Origin of the sequence: Wocania ichthyoenteri Th78 (genome assembly GCF_000789235.1) — a bacterium.
GTDB lineage: Bacteria > Bacteroidota > Bacteroidia > Flavobacteriales > Flavobacteriaceae > Wocania_A > Wocania_A ichthyoenteri.
Window position 1 is genome coordinate 159663 of sequence record NZ_KN525716.1, and the last position, 14653, is coordinate 174315.

The 14653-nt window shown below is 31.1% G+C and carries 15 protein-coding genes; 6 read left to right on the forward strand and 9 right to left on the reverse strand.

Translation table 11 applies throughout. The features are described from left to right. Positions 1 to 5 precede the first annotated feature (5 nt). From RG22_RS00805 to RG22_RS00820, 4 genes are all read left to right on the forward strand, one after another. Entirely contained in the window at positions 6 to 935 is a 930-nt protein-coding gene (locus RG22_RS00805) for a PorP/SprF family type IX secretion system membrane protein (protein ID WP_034039975.1), read from the forward strand. A gap of 18 nt (positions 936 to 953) precedes the next feature. Further along, a complete protein-coding gene (locus tag RG22_RS00810) occupies positions 954 to 2870 on the forward strand; it encodes an OmpA family protein (RefSeq protein WP_034039977.1) in 1917 nt (638 codons plus the stop codon). 86 nt (positions 2871 to 2956) lie between these two features. Beyond that, positions 2957 to 4879, forward strand: coding sequence for an OmpA family protein (locus RG22_RS00815; RefSeq protein WP_034039979.1), 1923 nt, complete (start codon positions 2957 to 2959; stop codon positions 4877 to 4879). Between the two features lie 119 nt (positions 4880 to 4998). After that, complete coding sequence (locus RG22_RS00820) at positions 4999 to 5568, forward strand: hypothetical protein (protein WP_034039980.1); 570 nt, start codon at positions 4999 to 5001, stop codon at positions 5566 to 5568. Between the two features lie 127 nt (positions 5569 to 5695). Here the strand turns inward: RG22_RS00820 and RG22_RS00825 are convergent, their stop codons facing one another. Together RG22_RS00825 and pdxH are read right to left on the reverse strand one after the other, a co-directional pair. Continuing rightward, on the reverse strand, positions 5696 to 6190 hold the full coding sequence (locus tag RG22_RS00825) for a CAP domain-containing protein (protein WP_034039982.1): 495 nt from the start codon (positions 6188 to 6190) through the stop codon (positions 5696 to 5698). 164 nt (positions 6191 to 6354) lie between these two features. Further along, complete coding sequence (pdxH, locus tag RG22_RS00830) at positions 6355 to 7002, reverse strand: pyridoxamine 5'-phosphate oxidase (RefSeq protein ID WP_034039984.1); 648 nt, start codon at positions 7000 to 7002, stop codon at positions 6355 to 6357. 31 nt (positions 7003 to 7033) lie between these two features. On the opposite strand from pdxH, the gene RG22_RS00835 reads away from it, so the two are divergent. Continuing rightward, positions 7034 to 7384 (forward strand): DUF3784 domain-containing protein, encoded by a 351-nt coding sequence (locus tag RG22_RS00835; protein WP_034039986.1) that lies wholly within the window; start codon positions 7034 to 7036, stop codon positions 7382 to 7384. A gap of 330 nt (positions 7385 to 7714) precedes the next feature. After that, on the forward strand, positions 7715 to 8128 hold the full coding sequence (locus tag RG22_RS00840) for a hypothetical protein (RefSeq protein ID WP_034039988.1): 414 nt from the start codon (positions 7715 to 7717) through the stop codon (positions 8126 to 8128). On the opposite strand, the gene RG22_RS00845 is transcribed toward RG22_RS00840, so the two are convergent. From RG22_RS00845 to rpsA, 7 genes are all read right to left on the reverse strand, one after another. Next, the gene (locus RG22_RS00845) at positions 8125 to 9030 is read right to left on the reverse strand and encodes a ribonuclease Z (RefSeq protein ID WP_034039990.1); all 906 of its coding nucleotides are present in this window, start codon (positions 9028 to 9030) and stop codon (positions 8125 to 8127) included. The genes RG22_RS00840 and RG22_RS00845 overlap by 4 nt on opposite strands. 1 nt (position 9031) lies before the next feature. Next, positions 9032 to 9502: a DUF3291 domain-containing protein gene (locus RG22_RS00850; RefSeq protein WP_034039992.1), complete on the reverse strand. Its 471-nt coding sequence runs from the start codon at positions 9500 to 9502 to the stop codon at positions 9032 to 9034. Positions 9503 to 9504: 2 nt separating this feature from the next. Next, positions 9505 to 9837 (reverse strand): hypothetical protein, encoded by a 333-nt coding sequence (locus RG22_RS00855; protein WP_034039994.1) that lies wholly within the window; start codon positions 9835 to 9837, stop codon positions 9505 to 9507. A gap of 3 nt (positions 9838 to 9840) precedes the next feature. Next, positions 9841 to 10770 (reverse strand): aspartate carbamoyltransferase catalytic subunit, encoded by a 930-nt coding sequence (locus tag RG22_RS00860; RefSeq protein WP_034039996.1) that lies wholly within the window; start codon positions 10768 to 10770, stop codon positions 9841 to 9843. A gap of 9 nt (positions 10771 to 10779) precedes the next feature. Continuing rightward, on the reverse strand, positions 10780 to 11319 hold the full coding sequence (gene pyrR, locus RG22_RS00865) for a bifunctional pyr operon transcriptional regulator/uracil phosphoribosyltransferase PyrR (protein ID WP_034039998.1): 540 nt from the start codon (positions 11317 to 11319) through the stop codon (positions 10780 to 10782). A gap of 118 nt (positions 11320 to 11437) precedes the next feature. Further along, on the reverse strand, positions 11438 to 12181 hold the full coding sequence (locus tag RG22_RS00870; RefSeq protein WP_034040000.1) for a T9SS type A sorting domain-containing protein: 744 nt from the start codon (positions 12179 to 12181) through the stop codon (positions 11438 to 11440). Positions 12182 to 12546: 365 nt separating this feature from the next. Next, positions 12547 to 14379, reverse strand: a complete 1833-nt coding sequence (gene rpsA / locus RG22_RS00875) for a 30S ribosomal protein S1 (protein WP_034040002.1) — start codon at positions 14377 to 14379, stop codon at positions 12547 to 12549. Between the last annotated feature and the right edge of the window lie 274 nt (positions 14380 to 14653).

Below are 14653 nucleotides of genomic sequence, written 5' to 3' on the forward strand. Positions count from 1 at the left end.
AACCTATGAAACTTATTAAACATAACATAATCGCTATCGCATTATTTAGCTGTACGATTGGAGTTGCGCAACAATTACCGCAATTCACTCAGTATATGTTCAATACAATCTCCGTAAATCCTGCTTATGCAGGTAGTAGAGAAGCTTTAAGCGTTGTTGGATTACACAGAAGCCAATGGGTTGGTTTTAAAGGAGGACCAATTACCCAAACACTTTCTATTCATACACCTCTTAGAAATGATAGAATTGGTTTAGGTTTATCATTTATAGAAGATGATTTAGGCCCTCAAAACTTTACCTATGTATATGGAGATTTTTCATATACCATTCCAACAGGTTCTGATGGTAAATTAGCCTTTGGTTTAAAAGCTGGTTTTACACAATTTAGTTTCGATACAGACTTTCGTAACGATCCAGGTAATGTAAACGATCCTTTAATTTTTGGTACAGAAGATAGATGGACACCAAATATTGGTGCTGGTGTTTTTTGGCATTCTAATAGATGGTATGTTGGTTTATCCGCTCCAAGAATATTAACTAACGATTTTGCTAATAAACAAAATGACTTTAAAGCCTTAGAGCGTATCAGTTATTACTTTACAGGTGGTGTTGTAGTCGATTTAAGTGAAAACATAAAACTTAAACCTGCAGTATTATTAAAAGCTACTAACGGCGCGCCTATGTCTTACGATTTTACTGGAAGTTTCTTGTTTAACGAGAAATTTTGGTTAGGTGGCTCTTACAGACTTAATAGAGAAACAGCAGCCATTGGTGGTTTTGCAGATTTTCAAGTCTCAAGACAATTACGTATCGGTTATGCATACGAAAAACCTATTTCAGATATTGCTAGATATACCACTGGTACTCACGAGATATTATTAATTTACGAATTCAAATTCTTAAGTTCTAAATTAAAATCACCAAGATATTTCTAATAAGAAATTTTTGAATAAATGAAAATAAAAAATCACATACTAATCTGTTTAGCTTTAACGCTTAGTATCTCTGCTTTTTCTCAACAAGGAAAGCAAAAAAGAGCAGATACTTTATTCAATAAATTCTCTTTTGTTAAGGCAGCAAAAGTTTACAAAGAATTACTTGAAAAAAATTACAATGCAGATTATGCCACTAGGAGATTAGGGGATTGCTATGCTTTATTAAGAAATCCGCAAAGTGCTTCTAGGTATTACAAAAAGGCAGTTGAACAAGAAAATGTTCCTATTGAGTATTATTATAGTTATGCTCAATCGCTTCGTGGTATTAAAAAATATAAAGAATCTCAAGTATGGCTGCAACGCTTTATAGATTCTGGAGGTGTTGTAAATGACAACGATTTTTCTAAAGACGCTAATTTTATAACGAGTGTTTTTAATGCAAAGCAACAATACTTTTTAGATCGAGTCCGCTTCAATTCTAAATATAGCGATTTTGGTGCTTTTGAGCACGATGGAAAAGTGTACTTCGCTTCTTCTAGAGACGAAGGTGTAGCCGTAAAACGATTATATGGCTGGAACGAACAACCTTTTTTAGATGTTTATGTCGCAGAAGTTGGCTCAAGAAAAAATGTAGATTATACTGGTAAATTAAAAGGTGATGTAAATTCTATTTATCACGACGGTCCTGTTACCATTACAAAAGATGGTCGAACCATGTATTTTTCAAGAAATAATTATAATGACCAAGTAAGGAAAAGAGATAATAATGGTTTAACAGCCATGAAAATTTATAGAGCGACTTTACAAGATAGTATCTGGACAAACATTGAAGACCTTCCAATAAATAGCGATAAGTTTTCTACACAACATGCTGCTTTAAATAATGACGATACAAAGTTATATTTTTCATCAGATAGACCTGGTGGTTTTGGCGGATCGGATATTTATGTTGTAGATATTAATCCAGATGGAACTTTAGGAGAGCCTGAAAATCTTGGAAATGTTATAAACACAGAAAGTGCAGAAGGTTTTCCTTTTATAAATAACGAAGATGTTTTATTCTTTTCTTCTGATGGTCATGTAGGCTTAGGTCTGCTTGATGTATTTGCTACAATTAAAGGAGAAGATAACGAATTTGTTGATGTTGTAAACTTAGGAATTCCTGTTAATTCTAATAAAGATGATTTCTCTTTTAGCATGAACCCTAACGGAATTACTGGGTATTTTGCTTCAAACAGGAGAGGTGGTCGTGGAGATGACGATATTTATGCATACCACAGAGAACCAATTATGCAAGTTGAAGGCGTAGTAACCGATGCTATTAACACAAAGCCTATTGCTAATTCTGTGATTACTTTATATGATGACAAAGACAATCAAATTGCTTATATGGTAACTGATGAAAATGGATTTTATCAAATTAATATAGACCGAAATAAAGATTATAAAATTGTTGGTAGTCAAGAAAAATATATTGATGATTACCGAACATTTACATCCAAAAATTTGCAAACAGAACTTACAACCATTACAGCAAATTTATTATTAAATCCTGTACAAGATGTTGTAAAGCTTGCAGAATTAAACACCATTTATTTCGATTTTGACAAGCATAATATTAGAAAAGATGCCGCTTTAGAATTAGATAAAATAGTAAATTTAATGTTGAATGATTATCCTGATATGGTTATTAGAATTGAATCGCATACCGATTCTAGAGGAGAATTATCCTATAACGATAAATTATCTATTGATAGAGCAAATTCAACCTATGAGTATTTAACCTCAAAAGGTATTGCTCCAGAAAGAATTACAGAACACCAAGGGTTTGGAGAGCGTAGATTAACCAATGGTTGCGAAGATGGAGAAAAGTGTGAAGAAGAAGATCATCAATTAAACAGACGTACTCAATTTATAGTTGTAAAAATGGAATAAAAACAAGTGCAGTATTAACCTAATTGTGCTTACAAGTAAAAATGTCTTTTTAACTATTAGATTTTTTTAATTAAAATAATGTCCCAATGAAATTAAAAAACTACCTACTAACCTGCTTTATATTAATGCTAAGTTTTATAGCCTCAGCACAATATGGGTCACAGAAAAAAGCTGATAATTTATTTAATAAATTCTCATTTGTAAGTGCAGCTGAAGTCTACCATAATCTTATTGAAAAAGACTTTAATGCAGATTATGCTACCAGACAATTAGCTGATAGTTATGCCTATATGCGTAATCCAGATAGTGCTGTAGTGCATTATAAGAGAGCGGTACAACAAGAAAACATTCCTGTAGAATACTATTATAACTATGCCCAAGCTTTAAGAGGCGTTAAAGATTATAAAGCATCTCGTATATGGTTGAAACGCTTTAAAGAAGCTGGTGGTGTTGTTAAAAAAGATAGATTTTCAAAAGATAGCGATTTTATCAACTCTATATTTAATGCAAAACAGCATTACTTTTTAACCGATGTTAACTTCAATTCAAAGTATAGTGATTTTGGAGCTTACGAACATGATGGTACTATTTATTTTGCCTCGTCAAAAGATATAGGTGTTTCAACAAAACATATTTACGGCTGGAACGAAGAACCATTTTTAGATATTTATACGGCTCAAAATCGAACGGATAGTATTGTTGATCATAAATCAAAAATAAAGGGCGATATAAATTCAATATACCACGATGGCCCATTAACCATTACTAAAGATGGTAAAACCATGTACTTTTCTAGAAACGATTTTAATAAAAACGTTTTAGGAAAAGATGAACAAGGCATAACGCATTTAAAAATTTATAAAGCGTCATTAATTGGTGGATTATGGACAAATGTTGAAGAGCTTAATTTTAATAGCAACGCATATTCAACAGGGCATCCAGCCTTAAATAGTGACGATACGAAACTATATTTTACCTCAGATAAATCTGGTGGTTTTGGAGGTTCAGATATTTATTATGTCGATATTAATACTGATGGCTCTTTAGGAACGCCTCAAAACGCAGGTAACATTATAAATACAGATAAAAATGAAATGTTTCCATTTATAAATAGCGAAAATGCTTTGTTTTTCTCTTCAGATGGACATGCAGGGTTAGGTTTATTGGATATTTTCGGAACCGTTTCGGACGCTAACAACGAGATCATTAGTGTTTTAAATCTGGGCGTTCCCGTAAATTCAAGTAAAGACGATTTTTCGTTTTTCATGAATGATGATGGGTTATCTGGTTTTTTTGCATCCAATAGAGATGGTGGCATTGGTGGCGACGATATTTATGCTTACGACAGAATTCCGCAATTAAAAATAGAAGGCACCATTACCGATGCTACTACTAATGAACCAGTGCAAAATGTTATGGTTACTTTGCTGCTTGATAGTGGCGATAATAAAATTGCAGATTTACAAACGGATGAAAACGGACATTTTGAAATCAATATTGATAGAGATACCGATTATAAAATAAATACCAAAAAGGAAAATTATATTGATGATTTAAGATCAGTAATCACAAAAGGTATCGAAAATAGCGTAACAAGTATAAATGCAGATATTGTTTTATACCCTGATGTAAAAGAAGAATTACCAATAACAGAGCTCTACCCAATTTACTTCGATTTTAACAAATATGATATACGTCGTGATGGTACGGTTGAGTTAGATAGAATTGTTGATTTAATGATGAACAAATACCCAAGTATGGTAATTAAAATAGAATCACATACCGATTCTAGAGGAACTTCGGAATACAACGATATACTTTCAAAAGAAAGAGCTATTGCAACTTACAAGTATTTAATTGCTAATGGTGTTGATGCTTCAAGAATAACCGAATACAACGGCTTTGGAGAGCGTAAATTAGCAAATGATTGCGATGGCACTATAAATTGTACCGAAGGGCAGCATCAATTAAACAGACGTACACAATTTATCGTGATTAAAATGGAATAACATCAAGCTAAATTCATAATGATTAAAACCATCAAAGGAACGAACTTTCTTTTGGTGGTTTTTTTATATATTTAGATTGTTATAAATAATTTATATCCTTTAGTTGTGCTTAATTTAAAATGAACGCCCAAAAAACAACAAAAATCCTATTTCTTATTTGCACAGTTTTATTAACTAACTGCTATTCTACAAAAAAGTTAAGTCGAAAAAGTGAATATTTGCCATCTGAATTCAAAAAGTTCGGAATCAATGGTTATTACAATAATACTTTGGAAGATTCAACAGGTTTTCTACTTTGGACAATTCTAAAAGAGAGCAATAAATTTGAATGGGATACTATAAAACCAAAAAAATCAATTGTAAAATTAGAACTAATAGAAAATAAAAAGTTAACTATAAGCCTAATGAACGAAGGCAAGGTCTTAGATAAATTCTATAAAAATTTGACATATATACCCTTCTTCCCAATTTACTATATACATAAAGAAAGTAAAACCATCCTTGGAAACGATAAAGACGGGAATTTAATAGTGGTTCACGGGCATATTACAGAAGGGCATATATTGATTATGGGATCAGGTTCCAGAAGAATGAATAGTACAAAATTTAAAAGAATAAGACACAAAAAAGAGCTGAACCAAAACCAATTAAAAAATCCCCTCAGAAAACTGAGAGGATTTTATACCTAAAGCTAAATTCAACAACTACATAGTTATCAAAATAACCAGTTAATTCCTTGTACTGCATACCTAATACAGCATGTGCTAAAAATCAGTAAATTAAAAGGTTATGTTTTTATTATTTTAAAAAACAATATTATTTTTTTATGAAAATGTTTGTAAAATACCATTTTCCATTGTCACTCTTTTCTGCCGATATATTAAAGTTTGAAAAATCACCTTCAATAGTAGCTCTGTGTCCGTCGCTTCGAATCCAAGCGTTTACTACAGATTCTGCACTACTGTATCCGTAAGCCACATTTTCAGACACTTTTTTTGCACCAGCTTTGGATTTTAAATAATTACTACGTGTATAAAAATTATCGTGAGACACTTCGTTTTTATCAACCATATAATCAGTATGGCTATAAGCCACAGATTTAACAATATTCAAATCTGCTAACGGATTTAAGCCTAACGATAGTCTATGATTATTGATAAGTTCTAAAATTTCAATCTCAATTGTTTTTGTAGGTGGAACAACTAAGTTTTCAACAAGAGCGTCAGCTTTTTCATCAATGCTATCTGTTGTACAAGAAAATGTCAAGATAGCTAACAATGCCAATAAAGGCAGCTTTTTTAATAACTTCATAAGTAGGTAAATTTAGATTTGGTTCTATAAAGTTATTAACCATGTGCAGGTAATTAATATAATTGAGTTTAAAATCGATAAACGACGAACCTAAAATCGATAAAATACATTTTTTATCGATTAAGTGTAATTAAAAATTTAAGAAAAGGTGTTTGAACTGATATTTAAGGAGATAATCGATCAATTTTCCAATTATAATCCTTTTGTAGTTTATAGCGAATTCTATCGTGTAATCTATTTGGGCGACCTTGCCAAAATTCAATTTCAACAGGCTTTACAATATATCCGCCCCAATAATCTGGTCTTGGTATGTCTTTACCTTCAAATTCCTGTTCAAGCTTTTGTAATTTATCTTCAAGATACTCACGACTCTCTATAGCATCACTTTGATTTGAAATTATAGCTCCTAATTGGCTGCCTCTTGGTCTAGATTCAAAATAACCATCACTTAAATTCTCAGCAATTTTTTCAGCTTTACCTTTTATTATAATTTGCCTTTCAGCTCCATGCCAAAAAAAGGATAAACATACATGTGAATTTTCGGCAATAGCCTTACCTTTTTCACTTTCATAATTGGTGTAAAATATAAAACCTTCATACGTATATTTTTTAAGCAGCACTACTCTACTCTTTGGATAACCATCTTTTCCTATAGTAGAAACCGTCATTGCATTAGTTTCATCTTCAGCAAAAAACTGATCTACTTCATAAAACCATTTTTGGAATAATTCCATTGGGTTTTCTGGCACATCTTTTAGTAGCAATTCGTGCTTTTCGTAAGATCTTCTATAGCTTCCTAAATCCTTTTCCATTATTAATATCTGTAAAATAAATATTATATTTATGTGTTCAAATTTACGCAAAATGCTTTTTGTAGAAACCTTTATAGGTCTCATTTTTATTATTTGTGGTCTTTTAGTAAAAAAATATCCAAACTTAATTGCTGGATACAATTCTATGTCTGCTGATGAAAAAAAGAAAATTGATATTAAAAAATTTTTAAGCTTGCTACATAACGGACTAATAATTACGGGTGCTTTAGTAATAATAGCTAGAGTTGTATTTTACTTTTTAGAAGTAACACTTTTATACAGACTTTTGGTTGGAACCATAATTATTGTTTTTGGATTGCTTTATACACTTATTAATGCTAAAAAAACAAAAAATAATGTCACCTTTAAACAGGTATTATAGGTAAAATACATTTATGTGAGTTTGAAGATTTAAAATGGTTCCCGTCATTTTCAAGAAATTATATAACAGGCTATGCACTGTTCGTATCTAATAAATTTAGTGTGTTGGGACACGTTAATTCTGGTGTAAATAACAAACTCTATTAAAGAAATGAATGCCTTATTTCTAATGTTGACAATAATGACTCTTTTTAATTGAAATTAGTCAAAGTTAAATCTGGTCCTAGTAAAACAACTTATCTCTTAGGTTATAAGAAATAATTAAAAAAAATCTTTTTTCTTAATTGTTTGTGTGAACTTTCCTAAATTAGCATACCCTAAATAACCAAAAATGAAAATTGAAGATTCTGAATATTATAAAACATTAAACCCCTTTAAATTAGAAATGCCTTTTGGTAATTATTACTTTTTTGAAAAATTTATTGTGGGTGAATTATTTGAAAGCATCCATTTTGATTGGAAAAAAGCTGAATTACTAATTGCAGAAGTATTAAATTTTTATGGAGAACATGCCCAATTAGGATTTATTGCTAATAGAATTAATCACTACTCTGTAGACCCACAAAATTGGGTTAAATTAGAAAAAAAATATAATTTTATTTCTGCAAGTGCCATAGTAATGTACAACATGTCAACTTACATGAATGCTTCTATTGAAAAACAATTTGCCAAGAAAAGTATTAAGCGCTGTACAAGTTTACATGAAGCTATTGAATGGATTATAAATTTAAAAGAGTTTAATTAAAAATTAAAAGTCTTACCGTCTTCACTTAATTCAACATTATTAAAAACGGTTTGAGCTTCTTCTTTAAAAGCATTTAAGCCATCGTATCGTGTTGAATAATGACCAAGTACCAATGTGCCTACATTTGCAAGTTTAGCTATTGTGGCGGCTTCTTTTGCAGTTGAGTGCTTAGTTTTTGGTGCTAAATGTGCATGCTTTTCTAAAAAAGTAGATTCGTGATACAATACATCGGCATTTTTAATAATGGGTACAATATCTTCTTTGTACATCGTATCACTGCAAAACGCATAACTTTTGGATTTGTTTGCAGGTTTTGTAACCTTATTGTTATCAATTAAAACACCGTCTTTATTTTCAACATCAAAACCTTGCTTTAGCTTTCTAAAATAGGCCGTATCAATATTAGCATCTTCAACAGCTTTAATATCTAACTTACGTTCGCCTTCCTTTTCTTTAAAAAGAAACCCGTTTGTATAAACACGATGATTTAAAGGAATAGTAAAAACTTCTACTTTTTCATCTTCAAAAATTAATTCTGATTTTTTCGAAGTTAATTCATGAAAAATAAGTTTGTAATTCGTCCAAGAATCCGCTAATTTCATTTGAAGCGTAATCACTTCTTTTATCCCTTTTGGTCCATAAATATGCAAATCTGCTTCGCGTGTTAACAATCGAAATGTCGAAATTAATCCTACTAAACCAAAAAAGTGATCGCCATGTAGATGCGAGATAAAAATATGTTTTATACGATTGAATTTAATTTTATGCTTACGAAGTTGAACTTGTGTGCCTTCTCCACAATCAATTAAAAACATGTGATTATTTATTTCTAAAACTTGAGATGTGGTGTTTGTTAAAGCTCTTGGTGTGGCACTATAACAGCCTAATATGGAAAGCTTCATATTATAAAACAGGTTTGTAATTTATAGAATCTTCAGCTGTAAATTTACTTTTAAAACGAAATGCGTATGGTGTCTCTCCATGTTTGTTTAAATAATCTAAACGTGCTTTTGCGTCATGAAATGTGGGCTCGTAACCAGCAGGAACATACCAAAACGCCATATGCATCATTTTCATTTTGCTAAACCATTCTTTTTTTCGCTTAAAAACTTCAATATGCCCAGAATTATAAGTGTATTTAAAAAGAGCATCTAAACTTTTCCAAACAGACATGTTTATTACTAAAGTATCATCTTCAAAAATACTTACTGCTTCATCTTTATCTTCATCCTGCAATCGCCAAACAAACCCTTCACTACTATCTGCAATAGCATTTATTTTATCTAAATTATTTACAAAATCTTGCATAATTGGGTCATCCATTGGAGCCAATCGTTTAGCAATATTTACTTCTGCGAGGTGAAAATTTTTCATTGTTAAAACCCTAAATCGCGTTCCATATCTTCCATTTCAATAATATCATAAGCTTCTTGAATGGTGGGCACAACAACAATTTCATCAGGAACTTCTTCAAGATTTACTTTATCTGAAACAATAACGAATGATTGCTTAGAAGCTCTGTGTGTATTAGAAAGTTCTAGAAATTCAACAATATCAGATAAACCAATTTTGTTAAGTGTCGTTAGCGATACAATAATGTTATTGTTTTTAAACTTAGGGTATAACGCTTGAATTTTTTTAACTAATTCAACTATTGTAACTTTTTCTTGAGTAATGATTGAAATATTTCCGTTTTGATCTAAAATCATGATCTACTGTTTTATTTTTGAAGCCAATAAGTATATAACTGCCATTCTAATCGCAACACCATTTTCAACTTGATTTAAGATAATCGCTTGTTTAGAATCGGCTACATCACTTGTAATTTCTACGCCTCTATTTATTGGTCCTGGGTGCATAATAGTGATTTCTTTATCTAAAGAATCTAATAGTTCTCTATTAACTCCAAACTGCTGTGTATATTCTCTTGTTGATGGAAAATAGCTAATATCCATGCGCTCATTTTGAACACGAAGCATATTGGCTACATCACACCAATTTAATGCTTTACGCAAGTTTGTTTCAACTTTTACTCCAAGCTTGTCTATGTATTTTGGAATTAATGTTTTTGGTCCACAAACCATAACTTGAGCACCTTGTAATTGCAGTGCGAATATATTTGAAAGCGCTACTCTGCTATGTAAAATATCGCCCACAATAACTACTTTTTTTCCTTTTACATCACCTAATCGTTCTCTAATAGAATAGGAATCTAAAAGTGCCTGTGTGGGATGCTCATGCGCACCATCGCCTGCATTTATAATACTTGCTTTTACATGCTTTGATAAAAATACGCCTGCTCCTGGATTAGGATGCCTCATCACGACCATATCTACTTTCATAGATAAAATATTGTTTACCGTATCAATTAAGGTTTCTCCTTTTTTTACTGATGATTGTGCTGATGAGAAATTAATAACATCGGCAGATAAACGTTTTTCGGCAAGCTCAAAAGATAGTTTCGTTCTTGTAGAATTTTCGAAGAATAAGTTGGCAATAGTAATATCTCTAAGCGAAGGTACTTTTTTAATAGGCCTATTAATCACTTCTTTAAAATGATCGGCAGTTTCAAAAATTAGTTGAATATCTTGCTCTTTAAGATATTTTATTCCTAATAAGTGATTGACACTTAACTCGCTCATTGCTTTTAATTATTTTTCTATTAAGTAAACCGAATCTTCATTATCATATTCTTTCCAGTTTACTTTTACTTTTTCATTATTTATTACATCTACTTGTCTGCCTCTGTAATCGGGCTGAATAGGTAAATGCCTGCTAAAACGTCTGTCGATTAACGTTAGTAACTCTATTTCGTTTGGTCTTCCAAACGATTGAATTGCTGTTAATGCAGCTCTAATACTACGCCCTGTATACAACACGTCATCAATAAATACAATGTTTTTATCTTCAACTAGAAAGTTAATTTTTGTTGTGTTGGCTTCTAAAGGTTTGTCACTTCTACGAAAATCATCTCTAAAAAAAGTAATATCTAAATGTCCTAGCTTAATGTCTTTAACCTTGTAATCTTCAGTTAGTATTTTGGCTAATCTATCGGCTAAAAACACGCCACGAGGCTGTAGGCCTATTAAAACAGTGTTAGAGAAATCGTTATGTTTTTCAATAAGTTGACAAGCCAATCGGTGAAGAATGATGTTTACCTCTTTTGCGTTAAGTAAAACTTTTTGACTCATATACTATCCAAACGTATTTGGAGTGCAAAGTTAAGCTAAAATTTTAGGGTTTGCAATGGTTTTACACTAATAAAAAAAGCCTCAAATTTCTAAGAGGCTTTTAACTAGACATAATTGATTATTTCTTTACAAATTTATACACGTTCCTACTTGTCTTATTTGTAAGAACTAAAACAAATAACCCTTTATTAAGCTGAGAAACATTTATTAAGTTAATTTGTTCTCTATAAGTATTCGAAACTATTCTTTTTCCATCTAAACTATAAACTTCATAAGCATTATGTTTACTTCCATAAAGTTTTATTTCATCTTCGTTTACTATAATTTTAATTTTGTCCTTAATCGTATCACGAGTAGATAAAGACGCATCAAACTCGCTCATCATAGTAATTGATGTACCATTTAACAAATTAGTTAATTCGACTCCTAAGCCAGTAGGCTTATATACGCGAAGGTAATACACATCTGTATCTGTCACATTTTCAATAACTTGTTCAAAGCTACCTCCTATTATCAACGGAACACTATATGAACTACAGGTTACCAGCTGAAGGTTATTAGTATCTCCATTGGGTGCCAATAGTATTTGATACTCAACACTTGCAGCTATTATTACACTAGAGCTTGTCATTCCAATTGTAATTTTATTATCACCAGTTGAAACAGCATGCATGTAAAAAATATCCTCGGTTGAACCACAAGATGGAGTAAGACCCGATTGTGTAGCTGAATTATAATCTAATATATTCAGAGCTACATTATTACCATCAATTACAATTGCATCGTTAATTGTGTCTCCACTTTGCGCTGCAATTACTAACACATAAAAAAGTGAAACAATTAAAAAAATAATTTTCTTCATAATGAATAAGATTTAAGGTTAATAAAAAACTAATTATGCCTAGGGAGACTATATTGTATTTTTCAAATTCTAAAATTCAAATTGAATTATGAATGCTATCTTTTTTAACTTTTAGGTTATTACAATTCTACTGTTATATGTTTATATGTTAAATTTTTAATTACAATTATGAATATAACCTTTTAAATATCAAAAATTTATATTTTTAACTTTTTTTCTATGAAATACACATTATTTTAACATATTATTGATTTTTAATAAATTTTATTAAAATTATAGTATATAAAAAAGCCTTCAATTTCTTGAAGGCTTTGATTTTATAAATTAGGTTTCCGTTTACACGGAAATAAAAAATAATATTTTAATTATTTTTTTCCGTCCATTTTGTCTTTAAGAGCTTGTAAAGCATCATTAGCATCACCTAAAGTTGGTTTTGCTTCTGCTGCAGCAGTAGCTGCTTTTTTAGCAGCTGCTTTTACATTCTTAATTTCTTCTGCTTTAAAAATAGCGGTATGAGAAGCTACTACACGTTTAAATTCTTTATTGAATTCAATAATTTTAAACTCGGCAGTTTCTCCTTTTTTAAGCTTATTTCCATCTTCTTTTTCAAGGTGACGAGAAGGTACAAATGCAACGATATCTTCATTAAACTCAACTGTAGCACCTTTATCAACTATTTCAGTTAATGCAGCTGTGTGTACTGTTTCTAGAGCGAATTCAGTTTCATACTTATCCCAAGGGTTATCTGTTGTTTGTTTATGACCTAAGCTTAATTTGCGTCCTTCAACATCTAATTCTAAAACAATAACGTCTAATTTATCGCCTACTGCACAGAACTCAGATGGATGTTTGATTTTCTTAGTCCAAGATAAATCAGAGATATAAATTAATCCGTCGATACCTTCTTCTAATTCAACAAAAACACCAAAGTTTGTAAAGTTACGTACAACACCAGTGTGCTTAGAACCTAATGGGTATTTGCTTGTAATATCTGTCCATGGATCTGCACTTAATTGTTTGATACCAAGAGACATTTTACGATCTTCTCTATCTAAAGTTAAGATTTGTGCTTCTACTTCGTCTCCAACTGATACGAAATCTTGAGCAGAACGTAAGTGTGTAGACCAAGACATTTCAGAAACGTGAATTAATCCTTCAACACCATCTGCTACCTCAATAAATGCACCGTAATCTGCAATTACAACAACTTTACCTTTTACTTTATCTCCCACTTTTACAGTATCAGCTAAAGCTTCCCAAGGGTGCTTGCTTAATTGTTTTAATCCTAATTGGATTCTTGATTTGTTTTCATCAAAATCAAGGATTACCACATTTAATTTTTGGTCTAACTCAACTATTTCATTTGGATGATTAATTCTAGACCAAGATAAATCTGTGATATGAACTAAACCATCAACACCACCAAGATCAATAAATACACCGTAAGATGTGATGTTTTTAACAACACCTTCTAATACTTGACCTTTTTCTAATTGACCAATAATTTCTTTCTTTTGTTCTTCAATATCAGCTTCGATTAAAGCTTTATGAGAAACAACTACGTTTTTAAATTCGTGGTTGATTTTTACAACCTTAAATTCCATAGTTTTATTTACGTACTGGTCGTAATCTCTAATTGGTTTAACATCAATTTGAGAACCTGGTAAGAATGCTTCGATACCGAATACATCTACAATCATACCACCTTTAGTTCTACATTTAACAAAACCATTAACGATTTCACCAGTTTCGTGTGCTTTATTTACTCTATCCCATGCTTTAATTACACGTGCTTTTCTGTGAGATAACACTAATTGACCCGTTGCATCTTCACGCACATCAATTAATACTTCTACTTTATCGCCAACTGCTAAACTAGGATTGTAACGAAATTCGTTTAAAGAAATAACACCTTCAGATTTTGCATTGATGTCGATAATAGCGTCACGATCTGAGATGTGAACTACAGTACCTTCAACAACTTCATCATTTAAAGTGTCAACGAAGTTTTCTGCTACTAATTTTTCAAATTCTTGCAATTGTTTGTCATCAACTTCATCAATTCCTTCTTCGTAATTGTGCCAGTTAAAGTCTTTTAAGAATTTTTCAGGGTTTGCTTTTGCTTCAGATACCACTGGAGCTTCTACTGTTGCAGCATCGGTTGCTTCAACTTCAGCTTGTTTTGCTTTTTCAGCCATTTAAAATAATTATGTAATTGTAATTTAATATTTCCATCTTCGCAGAAATTTATGATTACACTACGTTTTTGTATTCTGTATGCCTCGGAAGATTTAAGCAATTAACACACAGAAGTGTTATTTATTTTTAGTTTCAATCCCTTTATCTTTCCAATAATTCGCTAAAAGGAGTGCAAAAATACATATTTTCAATAAATTAGCCTAATTTGATTAAACTATTTTAAACTACTGGTTATTAGAACTGTTATTAAAGTAAAAAAACACGTTTTTTTGA

Excerpts from the sequence above, each read along its gene's own strand:
- RG22_RS00855 (WP_034039994.1), bottom strand. The coding sequence starts at position 9,837 with ATGATTTTAGATCAAAACGGAAATATTTCAATCATTACTCAAGAAAAA.
- RG22_RS00850 (WP_034039992.1), bottom strand. The coding sequence starts at position 9,502 with ATGAAAAATTTTCACCTCGCAGAAGTAAATATTGCTAAACGATTGGCT.
- RG22_RS00860 (WP_034039996.1), bottom strand. The coding sequence starts at position 10,770 with ATGAGCGAGTTAAGTGTCAATCACTTATTAGGAATAAAATATCTTAAA.
- RG22_RS00820 (WP_034039980.1), top strand. The coding sequence starts at position 4,999 with ATGAACGCCCAAAAAACAACAAAAATCCTATTTCTTATTTGCACAGTT.
- RG22_RS00835 (WP_034039986.1), top strand. The coding sequence starts at position 7,034 with ATGTGTTCAAATTTACGCAAAATGCTTTTTGTAGAAACCTTTATAGGT.
- RG22_RS00825 (WP_034039982.1), bottom strand. The coding sequence starts at position 6,190 with ATGAAGTTATTAAAAAAGCTGCCTTTATTGGCATTGTTAGCTATCTTG.
- RG22_RS00810 (WP_034039977.1), top strand. The coding sequence starts at position 954 with ATGAAAATAAAAAATCACATACTAATCTGTTTAGCTTTAACGCTTAGT.
- pdxH (WP_034039984.1), bottom strand. The coding sequence starts at position 7,002 with ATGGAAAAGGATTTAGGAAGCTATAGAAGATCTTACGAAAAGCACGAA.
- RG22_RS00805 (WP_034039975.1), top strand. The coding sequence starts at position 6 with ATGAAACTTATTAAACATAACATAATCGCTATCGCATTATTTAGCTGT.
- rpsA (WP_034040002.1), bottom strand. The coding sequence starts at position 14,379 with ATGGCTGAAAAAGCAAAACAAGCTGAAGTTGAAGCAACCGATGCTGCA.
- RG22_RS00870 (WP_034040000.1), bottom strand. The coding sequence starts at position 12,181 with ATGAAGAAAATTATTTTTTTAATTGTTTCACTTTTTTATGTGTTAGTA.
- RG22_RS00845 (WP_034039990.1), bottom strand. The coding sequence starts at position 9,030 with ATGAAGCTTTCCATATTAGGCTGTTATAGTGCCACACCAAGAGCTTTA.
- RG22_RS00815 (WP_034039979.1), top strand. The coding sequence starts at position 2,957 with ATGAAATTAAAAAACTACCTACTAACCTGCTTTATATTAATGCTAAGT.
- pyrR (WP_034039998.1), bottom strand. The coding sequence starts at position 11,319 with ATGAGTCAAAAAGTTTTACTTAACGCAAAAGAGGTAAACATCATTCTT.
- RG22_RS00840 (WP_034039988.1), top strand. The coding sequence starts at position 7,715 with ATGAAAATTGAAGATTCTGAATATTATAAAACATTAAACCCCTTTAAA.